The sequence below is a fragment of the Motilimonas cestriensis genome (genome assembly GCF_021295315.1).
Taxonomy (GTDB): domain Bacteria; phylum Pseudomonadota; class Gammaproteobacteria; order Enterobacterales; family CBDFNC01; genus Motilimonas; species Motilimonas cestriensis.
Map to the genome: position 1 here is coordinate 25,840 of NZ_JAIMJA010000011.1, position 20,682 is coordinate 46,521.

General features: G+C 45.5%; 20 protein-coding genes. 1 reads left to right on the forward strand and 19 read right to left on the reverse strand.

Going from position 1 to position 20,682, the window contains the following annotated elements:
- Positions 1-14 precede the first annotated feature (14 nt).
- Positions 15-473 carry a DUF3429 domain-containing protein gene (locus K6Y31_RS11760; RefSeq protein ID WP_233052968.1) on the reverse strand — a complete coding sequence of 153 codons (459 nt, stop codon included), beginning with the start codon at positions 471-473 and terminating at the stop codon, positions 15-17.
- Positions 474-529: 56 nt separating this feature from the next.
- The gene (gene bla / locus K6Y31_RS11765) at positions 530-1,420 is read right to left on the reverse strand and encodes a class A beta-lactamase (RefSeq protein ID WP_233052969.1); all 891 of its coding nucleotides are present in this window, start codon (positions 1,418-1,420) and stop codon (positions 530-532) included.
- A gap of 103 nt (positions 1,421-1,523) precedes the next feature.
- Here bla and nfsA point away from each other — a divergent pair, with 103 nt between their 5' ends.
- Positions 1,524-2,246: an oxygen-insensitive NADPH nitroreductase gene (gene nfsA, locus K6Y31_RS11770; protein ID WP_233052970.1), complete on the forward strand. Its 723-nt coding sequence runs from the start codon at positions 1,524-1,526 to the stop codon at positions 2,244-2,246.
- A gap of 109 nt (positions 2,247-2,355) precedes the next feature.
- On the opposite strand, the gene K6Y31_RS11775 is transcribed toward nfsA, so the two are convergent.
- The 17 genes from K6Y31_RS11775 to frr all read right to left on the reverse strand — a co-directional run bounded on the left by K6Y31_RS11775 (position 2,356) and on the right by frr (position 20,671).
- A complete protein-coding gene (locus K6Y31_RS11775; RefSeq protein ID WP_233052971.1) occupies positions 2,356-2,703 on the reverse strand; it encodes an Mpo1-like protein in 348 nt (115 codons plus the stop codon).
- On the reverse strand, positions 2,700-2,825 hold the full coding sequence (locus tag K6Y31_RS22320; RefSeq protein WP_282560167.1) for a hypothetical protein: 126 nt from the start codon (positions 2,823-2,825) through the stop codon (positions 2,700-2,702). The genes K6Y31_RS11775 and K6Y31_RS22320 overlap by 4 nt, the downstream gene beginning before the upstream one ends.
- Before the next feature lie 116 nt (positions 2,826-2,941).
- Positions 2,942-3,877, reverse strand: a complete 936-nt coding sequence (locus K6Y31_RS11780; RefSeq protein ID WP_233052972.1) for an AraC family transcriptional regulator — start codon at positions 3,875-3,877, stop codon at positions 2,942-2,944.
- Positions 3,878-3,990: 113 nt separating this feature from the next.
- Positions 3,991-5,331 (reverse strand): tRNA lysidine(34) synthetase TilS, encoded by a 1,341-nt coding sequence (gene tilS, locus K6Y31_RS11785; protein WP_233052973.1) that lies wholly within the window; start codon positions 5,329-5,331, stop codon positions 3,991-3,993.
- On the reverse strand, positions 5,331-8,816 hold the full coding sequence (gene dnaE, locus K6Y31_RS11790) for a DNA polymerase III subunit alpha (RefSeq protein ID WP_233052974.1): 3,486 nt from the start codon (positions 8,814-8,816) through the stop codon (positions 5,331-5,333). Before dnaE ends, tilS begins: the two co-directional genes overlap by 1 nt.
- Positions 8,817-8,819: 3 nt before the next feature.
- Positions 8,820-9,416 carry a ribonuclease HII gene (rnhB, locus tag K6Y31_RS11795; RefSeq protein ID WP_233052975.1) on the reverse strand — a complete coding sequence of 199 codons (597 nt, stop codon included), beginning with the start codon at positions 9,414-9,416 and terminating at the stop codon, positions 8,820-8,822.
- Between the two features lie 39 nt (positions 9,417-9,455).
- Entirely contained in the window at positions 9,456-10,604 is a 1,149-nt protein-coding gene (gene lpxB, locus K6Y31_RS11800; protein WP_233052976.1) for a lipid-A-disaccharide synthase, read from the reverse strand.
- Position 10,605: 1 nt separating this feature from the next.
- Positions 10,606-11,394: an acyl-ACP--UDP-N-acetylglucosamine O-acyltransferase gene (gene lpxA, locus K6Y31_RS11805; protein ID WP_233052977.1), complete on the reverse strand. Its 789-nt coding sequence runs from the start codon at positions 11,392-11,394 to the stop codon at positions 10,606-10,608.
- Positions 11,395-11,847, reverse strand: coding sequence for a 3-hydroxyacyl-ACP dehydratase FabZ (gene fabZ, locus K6Y31_RS11810; RefSeq protein WP_232800441.1), 453 nt, complete (start codon positions 11,845-11,847; stop codon positions 11,395-11,397).
- A 3-nt stretch (positions 11,848-11,850) separates the two neighbouring features.
- The gene (lpxD, locus tag K6Y31_RS11815) at positions 11,851-12,888 is read right to left on the reverse strand and encodes a UDP-3-O-(3-hydroxymyristoyl)glucosamine N-acyltransferase (protein ID WP_233053136.1); all 1,038 of its coding nucleotides are present in this window, start codon (positions 12,886-12,888) and stop codon (positions 11,851-11,853) included.
- A 5-nt stretch (positions 12,889-12,893) separates the two neighbouring features.
- The gene (locus tag K6Y31_RS11820; protein ID WP_233052978.1) at positions 12,894-13,409 is read right to left on the reverse strand and encodes an OmpH/Skp family outer membrane protein; all 516 of its coding nucleotides are present in this window, start codon (positions 13,407-13,409) and stop codon (positions 12,894-12,896) included.
- A gap of 22 nt (positions 13,410-13,431) precedes the next feature.
- Positions 13,432-15,861 carry an outer membrane protein assembly factor BamA gene (bamA, locus tag K6Y31_RS11825; protein WP_233052979.1) on the reverse strand — a complete coding sequence of 810 codons (2,430 nt, stop codon included), beginning with the start codon at positions 15,859-15,861 and terminating at the stop codon, positions 13,432-13,434.
- Between the two features lie 25 nt (positions 15,862-15,886).
- Positions 15,887-17,242 carry a sigma E protease regulator RseP gene (gene rseP / locus K6Y31_RS11830; protein WP_233052980.1) on the reverse strand — a complete coding sequence of 452 codons (1,356 nt, stop codon included), beginning with the start codon at positions 17,240-17,242 and terminating at the stop codon, positions 15,887-15,889.
- Between the two features lie 2 nt (positions 17,243-17,244).
- The gene (ispC, locus tag K6Y31_RS11835; protein ID WP_233053137.1) at positions 17,245-18,441 is read right to left on the reverse strand and encodes a 1-deoxy-D-xylulose-5-phosphate reductoisomerase; all 1,197 of its coding nucleotides are present in this window, start codon (positions 18,439-18,441) and stop codon (positions 17,245-17,247) included.
- Between the two features lie 6 nt (positions 18,442-18,447).
- Positions 18,448-19,296, reverse strand: a complete 849-nt coding sequence (locus K6Y31_RS11840) for a phosphatidate cytidylyltransferase (protein ID WP_233052981.1) — start codon at positions 19,294-19,296, stop codon at positions 18,448-18,450.
- A 4-nt stretch (positions 19,297-19,300) separates the two neighbouring features.
- Positions 19,301-20,032: a polyprenyl diphosphate synthase gene (gene uppS / locus K6Y31_RS11845; RefSeq protein WP_233052982.1), complete on the reverse strand. Its 732-nt coding sequence runs from the start codon at positions 20,030-20,032 to the stop codon at positions 19,301-19,303.
- An 81-nt stretch (positions 20,033-20,113) separates the two neighbouring features.
- A complete protein-coding gene (frr, locus tag K6Y31_RS11850; protein ID WP_233052983.1) occupies positions 20,114-20,671 on the reverse strand; it encodes a ribosome recycling factor in 558 nt (185 codons plus the stop codon).
- Positions 20,672-20,682 lie beyond the last annotated feature (11 nt).

A 20,682-nucleotide genomic window follows, 5' to 3' on the forward strand; every position in this document is an offset into this window, starting at 1 on the left:
AGGTTACATCAGCCTCAAACAACCACGGGAGTATGATTTAGCTGCGCTAACATAAATAAGTGACAGACAAACACCACAGCGGTAATTTTACCGCGCATTTGCTGATAATCAGGTGTCATTTCAAGCCAGCTAGCTAACCGCTTTTGTAAGGCTAATAACCAAACAAAGCTTAACGCTAAGCAAATCAATACCACTGATTCAGCCACAAATACACTTAACGGCAATGGCAAGGTCACCAGTACCACCAGCCAAGCTTGAGTATGAGATTGGCTAATAGCCTTAACCTCACCCTTTGCGCTGGGCTTAGTAGCGGGTTGCCATAAGCTGCCGGCGACAAAAGATAAAATGCTAATGCTGTAAATGATAAAACTTTGTAGCAACCAGTCGGCCTCAGTTAAAAAGTAGCCTCCGGTTAAAAACAGAAAAGGCAGCAACCCTAAGTAGCCCAGTTTTACGTGATGAGATGAAGACATAGTTAATCTAACCTTGGTTAATTATCTGAGTAAAACGTAAGGGCTAGCCGGGTCGATCACTGTTCACCAGCAAACAATACCTCTGGGGTGTCGATTAACAGTTTAGCTAGCTTTGCTATCGCCTGATTACGCTGCGCTAAGTCGAGCTTACTCTCTGTTAGATAAATACTGACGATAGTTGGCGTTTGCTCACCTTGCCAAAGCAGTGCGATAATACCACGCGAGCCATGGCCACCGGCGCCAGAGCGATCGGCAATGTGCCAATTTGGTGGTAGTACCGAGCGGATCAGCGGATCTGAAACAGTATTATCCATCATCCACTGCTTAAGTTGCTGGCGGGATCCTTGGTTAAGCGCAGAACTAAAAAAGATCTGGTTTAAGCTATGTACCATTGCCACTGGCGTGGTGGTGTCGCGAATATCGTTTGGCGTTGCTTCATTTAGGTCTGGTTCAATGCGATTTAACTGGGTGGTGGTGTCGCCGAGTAAGCGAATAAAACGCGTCACTGCTTTTGGTCCACCAATATGGGCTAACACTAAGTTGGCGGCAGTATTATCACTGGTGAGCATGGTTGCTTCACAGGCATCAAATACCGAAATACGGCGGCCAATCTTAGTTTCAGTCACCGGTGACCAAGGCACTAACATTTCCCCATTGATTAAGGTGCTGGCCTTAGGATCTAAACCCCCGCCATCAATGTCGCCCAGCATTCTTGCGCAAATTAAGGTTTTAGCAGTGCTCATCATCGGAAAACGCTCATCACCACGATATTGCCATAAACGTCCGGTGTCGGGCTGAAAGGTAGCAATGCCAACGCGAGCCGATAGCCTAGCTTCAATGGCGGCGACTGCTTTGGTTAACTTATCGGTTGAAGATTCAGCCTGACTCACAGGGCTAAATAACATGAATACACTCAGCAGTAATAAAGGCGTACATTGCTTTTTCATTATTGTTCTCACTTACTTATTTTTAAAGGCGTAACGACACTTGTTCGACAATCATACCAATACCGAATATTATTGAGCCAAGTTTTTTATTTAGGATTGCATTATGAATTCCGTGATAGACACTATTCTCTCACACCGCTCTATTCGCTCCTTTACCGAACAAGCCATCAGCAAAGAGCAATTAGACACCATTATTCGCGCTGGCCTCGCCGCATCATCTTCCAGTATGTTACAAGTCGTTTCAGTCATTCGCGTCACCGAACCATCGATGCGAGCACAATTAGCACAATTTGCGGGGCAACAACAATATGTTGAATCGGCTGCCGAGTTCTTAGTGTTCTGCATTGATTATCAGCGTCACGCCACCATTAATCCTGACATTCAAGCAGGCTTTACTGAGTTAACCTTGATTGGCGCGGTCGATGCAGGGATCATGGCGCAAAACTGCTTGTTGGCTGCTGAATCCATGGGCTTAGGCGGCGTATATATTGGCGGGTTAAGAAATCAAGCATCAGAGGCAGATAAGCTACTTGAATTACCGCCCTACACTGCAGTGTTATTTGGCATGTGCCTAGGCCACCCCAATCAAGACCCTGAGTTAAAGCCACGCTTACCGGTGGATGTGGTGGTGCATGAAAACACCTATCAAGGCGTCGACTTAGCGCGTATTGCGCAATACGAACAACACATGCTGGATTACTACAGTCATCGCGCATCAAATCAAAAACAAGCCACTTGGTCGCAGCAAACCTCGTCAAAACTGGCAGGCGAGTCGCGTCCTCATATGTTGCCCTATTTAAACAGTAAAGGGCTGGCGACAAAATAAGTAACGATCTGATACTTTTTAAGGGTAAAGGGACAGCGAGTGGAGAATTGGGCGGGCACTCTAATAAAGCGTGATAAATAACCCCACCCAATTATTATTGTTAGAGCGCTCAGTTTCTTCTTACTGATTTGAACCACTGCCCCTTTAACACAAACTTTGGAAAAGTGTAGCATTGCTCAATTAACAAGCGCGCAATAAAGTTGCCAGCACTGCTAAATGGCGCAGGTTGTTTCGTCTCTTGCTTGTGGCCTACGCTTTGTAACACTAAAGAGCTCATGGCTACTGCAACAGACACTAACGCGCCGAGCATAGCGCCACTAAACAGGTTGATAAAAAGCGCGAATAAAGCGCAAATAAAAATAGGCACGGCAATGATGTGGATCCATAAATTTGTTTTGGATTGATGGTTGATGGCATAGTCTTGCCATTGCCAGGACAATAATGCCTTTAACTTCATCGCTGCACCTCTGCCAACGTTGACCACTCACCAAACTGAACTCGAACTTGAACTTGAACTTGAACTTGATTATACGAGCCATCGCGCGCTCTATCGTTATCACTCTCAAACCAATTTTTCATCTTCGCCTCCTTCAACTTAATTAACAACCTAAGCTTACTGAAGGCAGCTTTTCAATTAAATACATGTAAGACAGCTTGGGAGTAAAAGGCGATAGAATAAGACAAAACGTCGATATTTAAGGGTCGGTTTTCGCTACACGTGTTGCGTATTGTTTTGGCGTGCAATCATGAAATTGCCGAAAATTTCGAATGAACACATCGACCGATTGAAAACCCACTTTGTGAGCAATTTGCGCAACGGTAAAACGTTCATTAACCAACCATTGCGCCGCAATAAAGCAGCGCCACTGACGTAAAAATAATAATGGACTAGTCCCCGTTGTGGTTTTGAATTTTTCGGCAAATACCGAGCGAGACATAGCGGCAAGGCTGGCTAGCTCATCAACGGTCCAATCACGACAAAATTGCTGCTGAATGGCCAAAATAACGGGAGCCAAACGCGTATCTTGTAGAGCGAACATCCAGCTGGGCTGATGAGTAAAATGGTCCAAATTTCGCAGCATTTCAATTAGCAGTAACTGCATTAAATATTCAATGGCCAAAGATTGCCCAGCTTGTGGTTGACTGTTTTCTTGGTATAACCAAGTCAAAAGTTGCGCCAAACGACTGCCGCTTGGTGCGTTTAAAACAATCAGTTCTGGCAAGCTACCAATCAACGCATCTTTGCCCCAATGCTGCATTGGCGCAAATGAAAAGGTGCCGTAAACCAACTCACAACTATCACCGTTGCTGGCGTTATGCTGTTGTTCGCTTGCGCCATTCTTGTCATAAAACAATTCATTTACCTTGACGCACTTGGCATAAATATCACTTTTGATGCAGTGAGCATGACCATAAGGCAAGATTAACATTTGGCCAGCGGATAACGTCACCGACCCCCGGCCTTCTAATTCAAGGACACAAGTACCAGCAGGTAGATAGGCAACATAAGCCGATTTTAGCTGGTCGGCTTCAATTCCCCAAGGCGCTGACAAAGTAACATGGGTGAAGATCTCACTACTCGGCGAGAGGAGGTGAACAAATTGACTTAACGGATCTAATTTCTTTTGCATATTGTCTATTCGTCCCTACATGAAATGTAAAACGTATAGGAACATATTCACAACGTTTTTGCAGGAAAATACTATTTCGCTTATCCAAAATTCAGGTTAGTTATTTTCCAACTTTAAGCGAAGAGCCCAACCAAATAACCCATTTCATCTTCTTGCGCTAACCACTGCTGGCAAATAAATAAATCGCCCACGGCAACTACTTCCTTACCAGCAAAGATTATAGGAATACTATCGCGCAGCCATGGCGGCACTTGGTATTCTTGCAGCAGTTTTTTATAGCTGCGTGAGCCGTGGCGACCTGCGGGGGTAAGCTTAGTGCTACCCGCGAGTTGATAACCAACGGTCAGCTCAGTGTTCGGCATTGTTATCCGCGCACCTTCATTCGCTGCGCTTAGGGTTAAGGTTTTGCCACAAGGTAAGGTATTAACCTGATCTAACAGCAGCGGCGCGGTGCTGGTTTGGTCGAACTCTGTGCCCTGCCCTGGCGTGAGGTAGAGATGGCCTAAGAAACGGCGGATTTGGTAGTGTTTAAAACAGAGCATCGGCTGCGCATCGGCGCGGGCCAAGGCGACGTTGTGCCATATTTCTTTGAGCCGTACTTCTGACGGTGCGTATTGATGTTGCTTGGCAATCCATAACCGTAGCAGGGCTAAACGACGCTGTTCACTAAAAGCGGTCACACCTGCAATGTTAAAGGCCAAATCCGCTCTCAGACATTGCTTCAAGTCATCCGTCAACAGCTCTTCCAGTAAGGCTTGCTGCTCACCACACAAACGCGCACTGCGGCTAATAGCGCTAACAGCGCTCGGCCAACGCTCAACCAGCGCTGGCACCACGTTTAGCCGTAAAAAGTTACGATCAAATTGGCTATTGCTATTGCTGTCATCTTCAATCCAAGTCCAGTTCATTTGCTCAGCCAGCGCCGCCAGTGCGTCACGGGGCACGTTAAGCAAAGGGCGCAAATGGGTGCCGTGTTGAAACGCTTTTATCATCGGCATACCACTCAATCCCTTTACGCCGCTGCCACGTTTGGCGGCCAGTAAAAAGCTTTCGACTTGGTCGTTTTGATGCTGCGCGGTAAGTAATTGACCGCCAACGGGCAAATGCTTTGCAAAGGCTTGATAGCGCGCGTTACGCGCCAGTGCTTCAATGCTTTCGCCTTTCACATCACCGAGGTTGACGCGCTCTGAGACAAAGTCAATATGTAGATGTTGGCAAAGCTGCTGGCAAAAGATAAGCCAATCGTCGGCGTATTGGCTCAAGCCATGATGAACATAAATCGCCTTAAGCTCAAAATGCTCAACCTCACGCAACTGATGTAATAAACGCAATAAAGCAACCGAGTCTAAGCCACCACTTAAGCCTAATACTCGCTGACTGTTAGGGAAAGCAGTAAATTGCTGCGCCACTTGCTGATACAGCGAATGGCTTAACAATGATAGGCCTTGAGCCATTAGTGAAACACCAACTTGGTGTTTTTTGGCCCCAATAATAAGTCCAACTGATCCATCAACTCATCCGCCGGTGTTACCCGCCACTGGGTGCCTAAGGTCAAATCTGCAGTGGCCGACTCACTTTCGTAGCTGATGGTCACCGGACAAATACCGCCGCTAAAGGGAGCTAAGGTATCAGTAAATTTCGGGAAGAAGTCTTTATTGATTTGTGACTGCTTAAGCTGCAAGTGTAAGCCTTTGGCATGTTTCTCTCGCGCTTCTGATAAGTCCAAAACCTCGCGCGCGGTGAGCTTTAAACCACCAGAGAAATCATCATTACTGACTTGGCCACTCACCACCAAAATTTTGTCTTTGGCGATCAGCGATTCGTATTGATCAAAGGCGTCCGAAAACAGCATGACTTCAAGGCGAGCACTTTTATCGTCAAGGGTTAGCAAGCCCATTTTCTTGCCTTTTTTAGTCATCATCACTCGCGTCGCGATCACTAAGCCTGCTGCCGTGGTGTTTTTATGGCGATCGGTCGGTACCATATCTTTTAGTCGACCAGAGGTGTAATGACGCAGCTCACCTAAGTATTGATTGATTGGGTGTCCGGTTAAATAAAGGCCAAGGGTATCTTTTTCACCTTCAAGCCAAATTTTGTCTGGCCACAGCGGCACATTAGCAAATGCATGTTCAATTTCATCTTGCTCAGTGGTCAGTACGCCAAATAAGTCTGTTTGGCCATGGGCCTCAGCCGCAGCATGTTGCGCAGCCGCTTGCATCGCATCAGGTAATGTCGCCATTAGCGCCGCGCGATGTGGGCCGAGTTGATCCATGGCACCCGATAAAATCAGTTTTTCTAACACGCGACGGTTCACTTTTTTAAGGTCAACGCGAGCACAAAAATCAAATAAGTCGCGAAATGCGCCGCCGCTGTCGCGCGCGGCAATAATGGCTTCAATCGGGCCTTCACCTACCCCTTTAACCGCGCCAATGCCGTAGATGATAGTGGTGCCGGTTTCATCAACGTTAAACTTGTATAAGCCTTTGTTAACATCAGGTGGCGCAAGGGGCATGCCCATGCGCTCACATTCATCCACCAAGGTGACGATTTTGTCGGTGTTATCCATATCGGCTGACATCACCGCCGCCATAAAGTAAGCCGGATAATGGGTTTTCATCCACAAAGTTTGATAAGAAACCAGCGCATAGGCGGCCGAGTGCGATTTGTTAAAACCGTAGCCTGCGAACTTTTCTACCAAGTCAAAAATCTTCATGGCGAGTTCGCCATCAATGCCGTTTTTGACCGCACCTTCTTCAAAGCCGGCACGTTGCTTGGCCATTTCTTCTGGTTTCTTTTTACCCATGGCGCGGCGTAGCATGTCGGCGCCACCAAGGGTATAACCCGCTAATACCTGAGCAATTTGCATAACCTGCTCTTGGTATAAGATGATGCCATAAGTTGGCTCAAGGATCGGCTGCAATGACTCATGCTGCCAAGTGGCATCAGGGTAAGACACTTCTTCACGGCCATGCTTACGCTCGATAAAGTTATCTACCATGCCTGATTGTAATGGGCCGGGGCGAAACAGTGCCACTAGCGCGATCATGTCTTCAAAACAGTCCGGCTGTAAGCGTTTAATCAAATCTTTCATACCGCGCGATTCCAGCTGGAACACGGCGGTGGTTTCAGAGTTTTGCAGCAATCTAAAACACGCTGGGCAATCCACCGGAATACGAGCGATATCAATCGGGTCTTCACCGCGCTGCGCTTTATGGGCATTGGCCATATCGAGCGCCCATTGCACTATGGTTAAGGTGCGCAGACCCAAGAAGTCGAACTTCACCAGACCGGCGTATTCCACGTCGTTTTTATCAAACTGGGTAACGGGGAATTTACCTTCAGCATCGCAATAGAGCGGCGCAAAGTCGGTAATGGTGGTCGGTGAAATAACGACACCACCGGCGTGCTTACCGGCGTTTCGGGTACAACCTTCGAGGATCCGACACATGTCGATAAGATCGCGCACTTCTTCATCGGCATCGTAAGTTTCTTGTAGCTTAGGCTCAGCATCGAATGCTTTGGCCAAGGTCATGCCGGGATCGGGCGGAATTAATTTTGAAATCCGGTCAACAAAACCATAAGGGTGACCAAGCACACGACCTACATCGCGAATAACGGCCTTAGCGGCCATGGTACCAAAAGTGATGATTTGCGATACCGCATCACGGCCATACAGTTCAGCAACGTGATCGATAACCTCATCACGCCGGTCCATACAAAAATCGATATCGAAATCCGGCATCGAGACACGTTCAGGGTTTAGAAACCGCTCAAACAGTAAATCAAATTCTAGTGGGTCAAGATCGGTGATCTTTTGTGCGTAAGCCACCAGTGAGCCGGCACCCGAGCCACGACCAGGGCCGACCGGAATGTCGTTATCCTTACTCCACTGGATAAACTCCATTACGATCAAAAAGTAGCCGGGGAAACCCATTTGGTTAATCACGTCAAGCTCAATTTGCAGACGCTCGTCGTAAGGTTTACGCTTTTCGGCAAAATCGGGGCTGTTTTTATCAAACAGAAAATCAAGACGCTCTTCTAAGCCTTCCCATGACACTTTGCAAAAGTATTCTTCAATCGGCAGACCACCGGTGGGGAAATCAGGTAGAAAGTACTCTCCTAGTCGCACAGTCACATTACAGCGTTTGGCGATTTCCACCGAGTTTTGCAGCGCCTCTGGAATATCAGCAAACAGCGCACACATTTCGTCTTCGGTTTTCAGATATTGCTCAGGGCTGTAAAGCTTCGGGCGGTTTTTATCCATCAGGGTATAACCATCATGGATAGCCACACGAATTTCGTGGGCGTCAAATTTGTCTTTATCTAAAATGACGACTTCATTGGTGGCCACTACGGGTAAATCGACTTGCTGCGCCAACTCCACCGCCATGTGCAGGTATGCTTCTTCATCGGGGCGTTCGGTACGCAATAATTCAAGAAAATAGCGATCAGGGAAATGAGTTTTATAAAAATCAACACAACGCTGGGTCAAGCTTTTATTACCTTTGAGTAACACTTTGCCAACGTCACCCATGCGGCCGCCAGATAAAATAATGACACCTTCATTGTGCTCAACCAGCCATTGTTTGTCGATGATCGGCCGACCTTGCACATGGCCGCGCAAATAAGCTTTTGAAATAAGCAGAGTGACATTTTTATAACCGGCGTTGTTCATTGCCAGCGCTGTCATGCGAAACTGCTCATCGCCTAGCTCATCACTTTGCACCCAAAACTCGGCACCAATAATCGGCTTGATCCCTGCATCATGGGCGGCGCCATAGAATTTTACCAAACCACACATGTTAGTTTGATCGGTAATGGCTATGGCCGGCATTTGGTATTCTTGTGCGCGACTGACAATGGGCTTAACTTTGGCTAAGCCATCAACCATCGAGTAATCACTGTGCACCCTGAGGTGGACAAACTTGGGATCGACCATGGTTTAATCCTGCTGGTTAATAATGTTCTGGACTGGCTTAAATGATTTTCGATGAAACGGCGTAATGCCATGCTCCGCTAAAGCGGCAAAATGCGCTTTAGTAGGATAACCTTTGTGATTAGCAAAGCCAAACTGAGGATATTGCAAATCCAGCTCGGCCATTTCCGCATCGCGAGTCACCTTGGCAATAATGGATGCGGCGCTGATTTCTGCCACTCGCGCGTCGCCTTTAACAACGGCTTCGGCAGGCATATCGAGCTGAGGACAACGGTTACCGTCAATAAACACATATTCAGGTGTAATACTTAACCCCGCCACCGCACGTTGCATTGCTAACATAGTGGCGTGAAGAATGTTGATGTCGTCGATTTCAGCGGGTGTCGCACGACCAATAGAAACCGCAAGCGCCTTTTGTTTGATTTCATCAAATAGCGCCAAACGTTTTTTTTCCGTGAGCTTTTTTGAGTCGGCTAATCCAACAATGGGATGGTTGGGATCTAAAATAACTGCGGCCGTAACAACATCGCCCACTAATGGACCACGCCCTACTTCGTCAACGCCCGCAATAATTTTATTTTCTGGATAGATTACTGGATCCATAATGATTCCCCTGCCAATTGATGAGCCGGAGATTATACGCTAGTTAGACTTGCTCGCTAAGACCTCAATCACCGCATCTGCCGCTTTTTCATCGGCATTGCAACGGATTTGCTGGTGCAACTCGGTGAAGCGTTCAATTAGTGCGCTGTTATCTTTACCAATCAACTTATCTAATTCGCTGACAATATTTTCAACGGTGCAATCGTATTGCAATAGCTCAGCCACTAATGGCCCGTCATGTAATAAATTTGGCAAAGATGCGTATTTACTTTTTACCAATGCTTTGGCAATACGATAAGTGATCCAATTAACGCGATACGCCACCACCATAGGACACTTAGCCAGCATAGCTTCAAGGGACGCGGTACCTGATGCCAACAGCACGTAGTCTGCCGCTTGTAATACGCTGCTCGCCTTACCATCAACAATCGTAATCGGTAAGTCCGGCGCCACTTGTTGATGAAATTGCTCAAACTGGGCACGGCGTTTGGCATTGACCATAGGCACAACAAATTGCAATGCAGGATGCCGCTGTTTTAACGCAACGGCCGCTTGCAGGAAAAATGGACTGAGCAATTCAATTTCAGCGTGACGACTGCCAGGTAGCATGGCTAAATAAGGCTTATTGAGATCTAGCCCTAATTCGGCTTTATTTTTTTGTTGCTCAGGGATTAACGGTAAACGCTCAGCTAAGGTATGGCCAACAAACTGACATGGCACATTGAATTTGTCGTAAAAGGCTTTTTCGAACGGTAAAAATGCTAAGACTAGATTGGTTGCTTTAGCGATTTTATGAATGCGCCATTGCTTCCAAGCCCACACCGACGGGCTGACGTAATGTATCGTCTTTATGCCTTGTTGCTTTAACTTTAACTCAACGGTTAAGTTAAAATCAGGCGCATCCACACCGATAAATATATCAGGAGGATTGGCAATAAAATGTTCAGTGATGGCTTTACGAACATGTAGAATGCGCTTGAGTTTACCCAGCACTTCAACAAACCCCATCACGGATAGCTCTTCCATATTAAAAAGAGCGTGACAGCCCTGCTCGACCATTTCAGGACCGGCAATGCCTTCAACAATTAAATCAGGATGACGAAGACGAAGGGATTTGATCAAACCTGCGGCAAGTATATCGCCGGAGACTTCTCCAGCGATAATGCCAACACGTAACGGTTGGCTCATATTAGCGAACGATGCCTCGGGTATTAGAGCTGATAAAATCAAGCATCGGCTTCACTTCAGGTGACTCTTTCACCATGTCCTCTAATAATGCTTTTGCTTCTTCAAGGGTATTGCCATTGCGGCAAATAATTTTAAATGCACGTTTGATAGACATGATTTGCGCGCTGCTAAAACCACGACGCTTTAAGCCAACTGAGTTAATACCATGGGCTTCGGCATAGTTACCACTGGCCATGACATAAGGAGGCACGTCTTTGTTAACAGCAGAGCAGCCGCCAATCATGGCGTGTTCACCAATTTTGCTAAACTGATGAATGGCCGACATACCGCCAAAAATGACATTATTACCGAGCTCAACATGCCCGGCTAAGGTAGCGTTATTGGCTAAAATACAATGATCGCCAATAATACAATCGTGAGCAACGTGGGCGTTCACCATAAACAAGCAATGACTACCAATTTTGGTTAGACTTTGATCTTGGGTGGTACCACGGTGGATAGTACAACTTTCGCGAAAAGTATTGTTGTCGCCGATCTCAAGGTAAGTTTCCTCGCCCGCATACTTCAGGTCCTGGCAATCTTCGCCAATGCTACCAAATTGAAAAAACTTATTATTTTTACCAATCTTAGTATGACCTTTGATGACAACATGAGGGCCAACCCAAGTATTTTCACCAATTTCAACGTTCGCGCCAATAATGGAATAAGGGCCAATTTCAACGCCAGATGCGAGCACCGCTGTTTCATCAACAATAGCGGTAGGGTGAATTTTTACTGTCTGTTGCGTCATTTAAATCTCTCGTCTCGCACACATAATGTCGGCGCTACAAACTACTTCACCATCCACTTTGGCTACGCAGCTAAATTTACCCATACCTCGACGCTCCTTGAGGTAATCAACAAATAACTCTAAACGGTCACCCGGTACGACTGGCTTTCTAAAGCGAGCATTATCAATTGATGCTAAAAAGTAAAGCTCGTTATCCTTCGGCTTACCGTGCGTAGCAAACGCAAGAATACCCGTTGCTTGAGCCATCGCTTCTAAGATCATCACACCAGGAAAAACCGGCGTATTGGGAAAGTGACCCGTAAATTGAGGTTCGTTAAACGATACATTTTTAATGCCGTGTAACGTTTCACCCTTTTTGTAATCTAGGACACGATCAACCAATAAAAATGGGTATCTGTGTGGCAGAAAATCCATTATCTCTTTAATTTGAAGCTGGTTTAATTCGTTGCTCAAAAGTTATTCCTTAGCGCTACTTGCAGCTGCTGCCAGCTGTTTTTCTAGTTTATTAATTCGTTTATGCATATCATCGATACGCAGTGTTCTGGCTGCTGTTTTACGCCATTCTTTGTTTGATTGCAGTGGTATGCCTGAAGAGTACACGCCAGGTTTATCAATGGGTCGCATCACCATGCCCATGCCGGTAATGATCACATTGTCACAAATTTCCATGTGACCATTCACCACAGACGCCCCGCCAACCATGCAGTTTTTACCAATTTTTAGGCTCCCCGCAAAAGTAGCTGCACCTGCAATCGCGGTATTTTCACCAATCTCACAGTTATGTGCGATTTGACAAAGATTATCGATCACGACGCCATCGGCAATAATGGTGTTATCAAGCGCACCACGATCAACACAAGTGTTAGCGCCAATCCGCACCCGATCGCCGATAATAACGGTACCAAGCTGCGGTATTTTAACCCAACGGCCTTTATCTGGGGCATTACCAAAACCATCTGAGCCGATAACAGCGCCACTTTGAATAACACACTGCGCGCCAATTTCAACACGATGGTAAATAGAAACATTAGCCCAAATTCGACCATAAGGCCCAATTTTAGCCTCTTTTCCGATAAAAGTACCGGGACCAATTTCGGTATTATCTCCAATCACCGCCCCTGCTTCTATCACGGCATTAGCCCCTACACAGACACCAACACCAAGCTGAGCAGTTGGAGCAATGACCGCACTGGGTGCAATGCTAGACGCCGGTGCAGGCGTGGTATCAAGCACTTGAGCCGCTAACGCAAAACCAAGATAAGGGTTAGCCATAACCAAGGCATTACCAGAGTAAGCGGCTAAGGCTTGCTCGGGTAAAATAACCGCGCCAGCCCGGCTTACATTAAGTACATCAAGGTACTTAGCATCCGAAAAAAAAGCGATTTCACTGGGGCCCGCTTGACCAAGGGAGGCAACGCTATTGATGATTAAAGTGCCATCACCATGGCACTTTGCCCCAATTTTGCCAGCTAACTCGGCTAAAGTAATTTGCAGCACGCTTAGTTACTCTTACCAATTTCAGCAATCACTTTCTTTGAAATATCTAGGCTAGGTTTAGCAAAAATAGCCGCCTCACCATTAAGCACAAGATCGTAACCTTCACGTTTAGCAACTGCATCAATTGCTTTCACTACTTTTTCACGCATTTTGTTTTGCTCTTCACCTTGACGACGACGGTTGTCTTCTTCAAAGGCTTTAAGCTTTAACTGATATTCAGAAACTAAGCTTTGGATCTCGCGAGATAACTTGGTTTTATCTTCAGAAGACATCAATTCAGCATCGCGCTTTTCTTTCTCTTGCTTTGCTTTGATTTTGTTCTCTAACGATTTCATTTCGTTAATGCGTGGTTGAAATTCTTTTTTAAGTTTTTCAATAATTTGGTCTTTTTGTGGTAACTGCTGAAACACTTCAGCTGGAAAAACCACCGCGATTTTTTCAGCCGCTAATGCCGCGGTAGAAAATGACCCTGCCACTAAGGCTAAACTTAAACTTACGGCTTTAATTAACTGTTTCAATGGATAACTCCTATCGCAAAAATTAGAATGTTTGCCCGATATTAAATGAGAATACTTCGGTCTTGTCACCGGCATATTCTTTTAATGGTTGAGCTAGGGTAAAAACAAGTGGTCCCATTGGGGACAACCACTGAACTTGAACACCGGCAGAAACACGAATACGTCCCGGTTTTGAGTAATCACCTAAGTAATCACAGTTTTGCTCACAATAATTGGTATTGGCCCAGTTGGAGTTAAACTCGGTATCCCACGTTTCACCTGCATCAATAAAAAAGCTGGTTCGAACTTGGCGAGTGTAAGCTTCATCTAAAAACGGCGTAGGCATGATTAACTCAGTACTTAGCGTATAAACTGCGTTACCACCAACCGAGTCCTCGGTGGCAACCACACTATTATTACCACCCTGATTGAGTATATGTAACGCCTTAGGGCCTACTGTATTACTGGTGAAACCACGAATGGTACTAAAACCGCCAGAATAGAAATTTTCAAAAAATGGCAATACTTGGTCGTTATTATCTACAGTGCCGTAGCCATTACCATAGCCTGCAGTGCCTCGAGCGAGGAAAGACCAGCTGCCATCATCAGTAATTCGGTAATAATTGCGTAGCTCATAATTAATTTTAAAGTACTGTAAGTCAGAGCTTGGCACCGTCACTTTACCAAACAAAGATTGGTAAGAGCCAGAGGTAGCAAACTGCCCTCTATCAAGAGTATTTCTCGTCCAGCTCGCAGTAAAATCGAGTGTATCAAACGCAACCGAGCCATCATCTTCTAGTTGGCTCTTATAAATATCCCAAAATTGCTGTACTTGGGCATAAGATTTCAATTGCGAAATTTTATTTCGCTCTAAGCCGACGCCGAAATTCAGTCGGTTGAACTCATTAACAGGGAAACCTAAATTACCTCTAATACCGTAAGTGGTATTGTTATAATCAACAATGTTAGCTTCACCGGCCTCAAACTCGGTATAGAAAATACGTCCACCAGCACTCACTCCATCACGGGTAAAGTATGGGTCGGTGTAGTTTAAATCGATACTTTTTGAATAATCGTTTAACGATGTGTTAATACCAACGACATTACCTGTACCCAAAAAGTTATTCTGCTGCACACCCGCAGATAGACTGATACCCGACTCAGTACCGTAACCAATACCGGCATTGATAGAGCCGGCAGCTTGCTCTTTTACTTGAACGTCCACGTCGACAAGATCTTCACGACCCGGAACACGGTTTGTATTGATATCAACGGTTTCAAAATAACCTAAACGGTTAAGTCGCCCACGTGATAATTCGATATTTTCACTTGATAACCAAGTACCTTCCATTTGGCGCATTTCGCGTCTTAGCACTACATCTTTGGTTTCTTGGTTGCCAGAAATGTTGATACGACGAACATAAATACGTTGCCCGGGGTCTACTGCAATGGTCAGAGAAACGCTCTTGTCGTCATCATTAACTTCTGGATAAGTCGTCACCTTAGGATAAGCATATCCATGACGCCCTAGATACTTACTGATTGATTCTTCAGCAGCGGTAACGTCGGCGCCAGAGTAAGTATTACCGGCCGTTAGCGCAACTATTTGAGCGATTTCATCATCTTTACCCAGCAAATTACCGGTCAAGGCAACATTTTTTACGGTGTACTTTTCGCCTTCTTCAAGGTTTACCGTAATATAAATGCCTTTACGATCAGGTGTCATCGCCACTTGCGTCGCGTCCAAATTAACCCGGATATAGCCACGGTCAAGATAGTAGCTACGCAATGTTTCTAAATCACCGGCTAATTTTGGCTTTTGGTATTTATTATCCGCTAAAAAGTTCCACCACGGCGCACTGTCCGTTAGCTCGAGCTGTTTTAGCAAATCTTCTTCAGCGAAAACGGTATTACCCACGATGTTAATTTGCTGAATCTTCGCACTGCGACCTTCAACAAAGTTGAACTTCAAATCAACACGATTTCGTGGCAGTGGCGTTGCGATAGCGGTTACTTTAGCGCCATATTTACCAACGCTGTGATAAAAGTCTTCTAGACTTTTTTCTATATTAGCAAGAGACGTGCGGTCAAGTGCCTCTCCAATGCGCACGCCAGACGCTTTCAGCGTTTCTTGCAACTGCTCTTCTTTGATTGCTTTGTTACCCGAAAGCTCAATATTACTGATCGTTGGGCGTTCGGTCACCTGAATAATGAGCTGGCCGTTTTCGCGAAATACTTTTACATCTTCAAAATTGCCTGAACTGTAAAGTGACTTAACGGCCTGAGATAAAGCGAAAGAATCAACATCATCACCAACTCGTATTGGTAGATTTAGCAGCGCGGCACCAAGAGTTACACGTTGTAACCCTTCTACTTTAATATCTTCTACAATAAATGATTCTGCAATCACTGAATGTGAGAATAAACATGCGCCCATTAATACACTTGGGGTTAAGAATCTGCGTTTAGCCATCTTGTTATTATTTGTCCTTTATGCCCTATAACAGGTTGAAGTCGTTGAGCAGCGCGACGCTCATCAAGAGTACAATAAAAGCGCCACCTATTCTAAAACCGATTTCTTGGATCCGCTCAGGGACGGGCTTGCCACTAATAAGCTCTATACAGTAATAAAGCAAGTGGCCGCCATCAAGTACCGGAAGCGGAAATAAGTTGATTAAACCTAAATTTACACTGATTAATGCGACGAAACCCAAGAAATAGACCAATCCATAGCTTGCACTTGCGCCTGCTCCTTTTGCAATAGAGACCGGTCCACTGAGGTTATTAATGGAAATGGTGCCCGTAATAAGCTTACCTAAGGTGTCGAAGGTTAATGCTGTTAAGCTCCAAGTCTTTTCAACACCTTTAACCAAGGAATCAACCGGACCATATTGGGTGGTAATAATATATTCGCTCGGGTAAGTATCAACAAGAGGAGAAACGCCGATATGGCCGATTTCATTATCTGACGCATCCTTCCTAATTTGAGGCGTAATATTAAGCGCTAACACCTTGTCATCTCGTAAAACGTCGATTGCAATCTGTTGCCCTGGGTGGGCACGGATCACATCAACCCATTGTTGCCAATCGCGCAATGTTTCACCGTTAGCAGCCACAAACTGATCACCTACTTTTAATCCGGCTTGCTCTGCGGCCGATAGCGGTGTGATAGCAGCCACCTCTAGATGTACTTGAGGGCGATAAGGTTTAAAGCCCAAACTCTCTATCGGCGATATTTTTTTCGGGTCAAACTGCCACTGGCTGAGGTTAATCACCACTTGTTTAACCTGATTGCTTGCGGGACCAATATAAGAAAGCGTCAGCTCATCGTCACCGATGTAGCCAGCCAACGCCATATTCACTTCTTGCCAATCAGGTGTTTGACTATCACCTATCGCTATCACTTCAAAGGGGGTTTCGAGGCTTAAAGCGGCTAAAGGTGAGTTAGCTGCAACGTCTGGCACCATAGGTTTAACCGAAGTCGTACCCAGCATAAATACTAACCAGAAAGCGATAATTGCCAAAATAAAATTAGCAATAGGACCTGCTGCCACAATCGCAATACGCTTCCAAACCGTTTGATTATTGAACGCTAAGTGCAAATCTTGCTCTTGCACTTTCTCTAAACGGCTGTCGAGCATTTTGACATATCCACCCAAAGGGATTGCAGCAAGAGTGTACTCAGTGCCATCTTTTGCTGTTCGAGTGTACAGTGATGGGCCAAAGCCAACAGAAAAGCGCTGCACCTTAACACCACAGCGTCTGGCCACCCAGAAATGACCAAATTCGTGGATAGTCACCAATGTACCTAATGCAACAATGAAAGCGGCCGTGTTCCAAAAAAAATCACCCATGGTTAAGCTTGCCTCACGTTTGTTGCAACTAAAGTCAATGCAGTGTGGCGTGCTAAACCGTCTAGAAACATCACTTGTTCAATCGATGTGGCATGCTGATCACCGCACTTTGATAACACTTCGGCAGCAATTGATGCGATTTGATCAAAACGAATTTTTTGCTGCAAAAATGCCTCAACCGCCACCTCATTAGCCGCATTAAGTAAAGTCGTTGCACCCTGTCCAGCATAACAAGCATCTATGGCAAGTTTGAGACAAGGGTAACGATCAAAATCTGGCGCGGCAAAGGTTAATTGGCTAATTTGTGTAAAATCAAGAGGAGCCACACCGCTTTGAATACGCTGAGGAAACTGCATTACATGAGCAATGGGGGTACGCATGTCAGGTAGTCCCATCTGCGCTAATACGGAACCATCGATGTACTGCACCATGGAGTGGATCACTGATTGCGGATGTATCAACACTTGAATGTCCGACTTTTCAGTATTAAATAGACGCTTAGCTTCTATGTATTCTAAGCCCTTATTCATCATAGTGGCAGAATCTACGGAGATTTTCGGCCCCATTGACCAATTAGGATGCTTAACCGCTTGTGCGGGCGTCAGGTGTTTGAACTCACTAATCGGGGTGGTTAAAAATGGCCCGCCGGAGCCGGTCAATATCAGTTGCGAAATGCCACTTTTTTTAAGATCGCAGTGACCAATAGACGCTTGGCATTCAGGAGGTAAACATTGAAAGATGGCATTATGTTCACTGTCAACGGGCAGTACTTGCGCGCCACTACGTTGTGCGGCATCCATAAATAGCGCGCCAGACATTACTAAGGCTTCTTTATTTGCAAGGAACACTTGCTTACCCGCATTCACCGCCGCTAGCGTCGGTGCGAGGCCGGCTGCGCCAACAATGGCTGCCATCACAGCATCCACTTCGACGCTCGCAATGCATGCTTCAAATTCGGTTTGGTCAACCAATACCTGCGTGGCATCCTGCTCAAGCAACTGTTGCAACTTTGCGTTCGCGTCAGGGCATGACATAAAAGCGTATGAGACGTGGTGCTCGCGGCATAAATCAACCATCTTGTCGACGTTGCGCCATGCGCTCAACAAAGTCAGCGACATGGTTTCAATGTTTTCAGCGTAAACAGCTAAGGTGCTGCTGCCAATAGAGCCTGTTGCGCCAAGAATAGCCAGTTTTTTCATCACAAATTACAACCAAGCGATATAACAAAGAGTGAACACAGGTAGCGCTGCCGTTAAACTATCGATACGGTCAAGCACACCACCATGACCAGGCAGTAATGTACCACTGTCTTTAATTCCCGCTTGGCGTTTAAACATACTTTCACTCAAGTCACCTAAGCTTGACGCTAAGCTCGTGATAACAGCGGCAACAATAAACAATAATTGTTTGTCAGCTTCAATCGCGAGACCATACATAGCAACAATGGCAATAATAACAGTAGAGACCAAACCGCCCGCAAAGCCTTCAATGGTTTTACCCGGGCTGACCTTTGGTGCCAACTTATGTTTACCTAAGGATTTACCGGTAAAATAAGCGCCAGTGTCCGCGCCCCAAACCAGTAACATGACGAATAAAACCAGCCAAGCGCCTTGCTGTGGATCATGATAAAAATTAACACTACGCAAAGTAATTAACGACCAAAAAAACGGCATTAAGGTCAACAAACCAAACAGACCTTTTAACCAAGCTTGACCTTGCCATAACTTAGCACTCTTAGGGAAAGTAAGTACCAACCCTAAACAGCATAACCACCATAAACCACCGGCACTTAACATGCCTAAAACGTATTGGTTTATTTGGCTAAGCCAAATGCCTTCCACCGGAATGGCAATCAATGAAGCGCCTAGCACTAGACCAAAAGGATAAAGAATATAGGCTCGCTTTTCACGAGAGACAAGGCTTCCCCACTCACGAGAGGCTAACAAAAAAATGGCAGCTACCAGCAAAGAAAATAGTTTTAATGGAAGTAAAAAAATGGCGGCGATGGTCATAGGAGCCAACACACCAGCCGTAATAATTCGTTGTTTTAACAAAAAGCTACCCTTGTTTTAATGCTTGCACTTGAGCACTGGTATGGCCAAAGCGTCGTTCCCTGTTACCGAAACTAGACAATGCCAAAGCAAAGCTATCTTCGTTAAAATCTGGCCAAAGTGTATCAGTAAAGTACAGCTCTGCATATGTTAGCTGCCAGAGTAAAAAGTTGCTTATGCGCTGTTCACCGCCGGTGCGGATCATAAAATCAACATTCGACAATGGCAGCTTTTTAATTTCATTATCAAGTGCCTCTTCGGTCACATCTTCTGGTTTAATTTCACCCGCTAACACTTGTTGCGATAATGTCTGCGCCGCTTGTGCAATATGCCAACGGCCGCCGTAGTTTGCAGCAATATTTAATATCAGACCTGAATTGTCCTGAGTAAGCTGCTGGGCTTGCTTAATTTTTTCTTGTAGGCGTGGCGAAAAAGCACTTAAATCGCCAATAATACGCAGGCAGATATTGTTTTTATGTAACTTTTTTACTTCACGATTAAGTACCGTAAAAAACAATTCCATTAATGTAGAAACTTCAGCAGGCGGACGTTTCCAGTTTTCACTACTAAACGCAAACAAGGTCAAGGTTTTAATATTATTTTGCGTGGCAAACGAGACACAACGCCTTACAGATTTCACACCGGCTTGATGACCAAAGACGCGAATTTTGCCTTTTTGCTCTGCCCAGCGTCCATTACCGTCCATAATAATTGCAACGTGTTGAGGAACGACATTCATTTCCTGCACAAATAACCTCTCGTGATGGACAAAAAAACGCCGTGTTAGCACACGGCGTTAGCAACTAAAATCCAGCCGGATTTAGATTTCCATTAACTCTTTCTCTTTAATGGCTAATACACTATCCACTTCCTTAATGGCTGCATCCGTTAATTTTTGCACATCATCTTCAGACTTACGTAGCTCGTCTTCGCTGATTTCTTTTTCTTTTTCCAATGCTTTTAAATCGCTATTCGCATCACGACGAATATTACGGATAGCCACACGGCCCGCTTCAGCTTCTGCACGAACGACCTTGATAAGATCTTTACGACGATCTTCTGTTAGCGCTGGAAGAGGTATACGGATTACCGCCCCTGCAGAGTTTGGATTCAAACCTAGGTCTGAAGACATTATCGCTTTTTCTACCGCTTGGATCATCGCACGATCAAATACTGTCACGGTGAGTGTACGAGAATCTTCAGTGCTTACGTTGCCCACTTGATTCAGTGGCGTGTCTGCGCCGTAGTATGACACGGTAATGTTGCTTAATAGGCTTGGATGCGCACGGCCTGTTCTAATTTTAGACAGTTGCGATTTCAGTGCATCGATGCTTTTGCCCATGCGCGTTTGAGCGTCGTTTTTAATTTCATTAATCACGGTATATTCCT

What these genes read in the sequence shown, in the direction of transcription:
- dnaE (WP_233052974.1), bottom strand. Translation starts at nt 8,816, where the DNA reads ATGGTCGATCCCAAGTTTGTCCACCTCAGGGTGCACAGTGATTACTCG.
- ispC (WP_233053137.1), bottom strand. Translation starts at nt 18,441, where the DNA reads ATGAAAAAACTGGCTATTCTTGGCGCAACAGGCTCTATTGGCAGCAGC.
- lpxB (WP_233052976.1), bottom strand. Translation starts at nt 10,604, where the DNA reads ATGAGCCAACCGTTACGTGTTGGCATTATCGCTGGAGAAGTCTCCGGC.
- K6Y31_RS11775 (WP_233052971.1), bottom strand. Translation starts at nt 2,703, where the DNA reads ATGAAGTTAAAGGCATTATTGTCCTGGCAATGGCAAGACTATGCCATC.
- rnhB (WP_233052975.1), bottom strand. Translation starts at nt 9,416, where the DNA reads ATGGATCCAGTAATCTATCCAGAAAATAAAATTATTGCGGGCGTTGAC.
- K6Y31_RS11780 (WP_233052972.1), bottom strand. Translation starts at nt 3,877, where the DNA reads ATGCAAAAGAAATTAGATCCGTTAAGTCAATTTGTTCACCTCCTCTCG.
- K6Y31_RS11760 (WP_233052968.1), bottom strand. Translation starts at nt 473, where the DNA reads ATGTCTTCATCTCATCACGTAAAACTGGGCTACTTAGGGTTGCTGCCT.
- rseP (WP_233052980.1), bottom strand. Translation starts at nt 17,242, where the DNA reads ATGGGTGATTTTTTTTGGAACACGGCCGCTTTCATTGTTGCATTAGGT.
- nfsA (WP_233052970.1), top strand. Translation starts at nt 1,524, where the DNA reads ATGAATTCCGTGATAGACACTATTCTCTCACACCGCTCTATTCGCTCC.
- bla (WP_233052969.1), bottom strand. Translation starts at nt 1,420, where the DNA reads ATGAAAAAGCAATGTACGCCTTTATTACTGCTGAGTGTATTCATGTTA.
- K6Y31_RS22320 (WP_282560167.1), bottom strand. Translation starts at nt 2,825, where the DNA reads ATGAAAAATTGGTTTGAGAGTGATAACGATAGAGCGCGCGATGGCTCG.
- bamA (WP_233052979.1), bottom strand. Translation starts at nt 15,861, where the DNA reads ATGGCTAAACGCAGATTCTTAACCCCAAGTGTATTAATGGGCGCATGT.
- tilS (WP_233052973.1), bottom strand. Translation starts at nt 5,331, where the DNA reads ATGGCTCAAGGCCTATCATTGTTAAGCCATTCGCTGTATCAGCAAGTG.
- uppS (WP_233052982.1), bottom strand. Translation starts at nt 20,032, where the DNA reads ATGAATGTCGTTCCTCAACACGTTGCAATTATTATGGACGGTAATGGA.
- lpxA (WP_233052977.1), bottom strand. Translation starts at nt 11,394, where the DNA reads ATGACGCAACAGACAGTAAAAATTCACCCTACCGCTATTGTTGATGAA.